The organism is Scandinavium tedordense, assembly GCF_024764965.1.
GTDB lineage: Bacteria > Pseudomonadota > Gammaproteobacteria > Enterobacterales > Enterobacteriaceae > Scandinavium > Scandinavium tedordense.
Genome location: NZ_JALIGG010000032.1, coordinates 1 through 880 on the forward strand (window position 1 = coordinate 1; position 880 = coordinate 880).

The window sequence follows — 880 nt, forward strand, 5'->3', positions numbered from 1 at the left end:
CTTCACCTACACATCAGCGTGCCTTCTCCCGAAGTTACGGCACCATTTTGCCTAGTTCCTTCACCCGAGTTCTCTCAAGCGCCTTGGTATTCTCTACCTGACCACCTGTGTCGGTTTGGGGTACGATTTCGTGTTACCTGATGCTTAGAGGCTTTTCCTGGAAGTGCGGCATTTGTTACTTCAGCACCGTAGTGCCTCGTCATCACACCTCAGCGTTGATAAGAGTCCGGATTTACCTAAACTCTCCGCCTACATGCTTAAACCGGGACAACCGTCGCCCGGCTAACATAGCCCTCTCCGTCCCCCCTTCGCAGTAACACCAAGTACAGGAATATTAACCTGTTTCCCATCGACTACGCCTTTCGGCCTCGCCTTAGGGGTCGACTCACCCTGCCCCGATTAACGTTGGACAGGAACCCTTGGTCTTCCGGCGTGCGGGCTTTTCACCCGCATTATCGTTACTTATGTCAGCATTCGCACTTCTGATACCTCCAGCTACCCTCACAGGCCACCTTCAACGGCTTACAGAACGCTCCCCTACCCAACAACACATAGTGTCGCTGCCGCAGCTTCGGTGCATAGTTTAGCCCCGTTACATCTTCCGCGCAGGCCGACTCGACCAGTGAGCTATTACGCTTTCTTTAAATGATGGCTGCTTCTAAGCCAACATCCTGGCTGTCTGAGCCTTCCCACATCGTTTCCCACTTAACTATGACTTTGGGACCTTAGCTGGCGGTCTGGGTTGTTTCCCTCTTCACGACGGACGTTAGCACCCGCCGTGTGTCTCCCGTGATAACATTCTTCGGTATTCGTAGTTTGCATCGGGTTGGTAAGTCGGGATGACCCCCTAGCCGAAACAGTGCTCTACCCCCGAAGATGA

General features: G+C 53.3%; 1 rRNA gene. It reads right to left on the minus strand.

The features are described 5' to 3' along the window. Nucleotides 1–880 (minus strand): 23S ribosomal RNA (locus MUU46_RS00175); the annotation flags it as partial.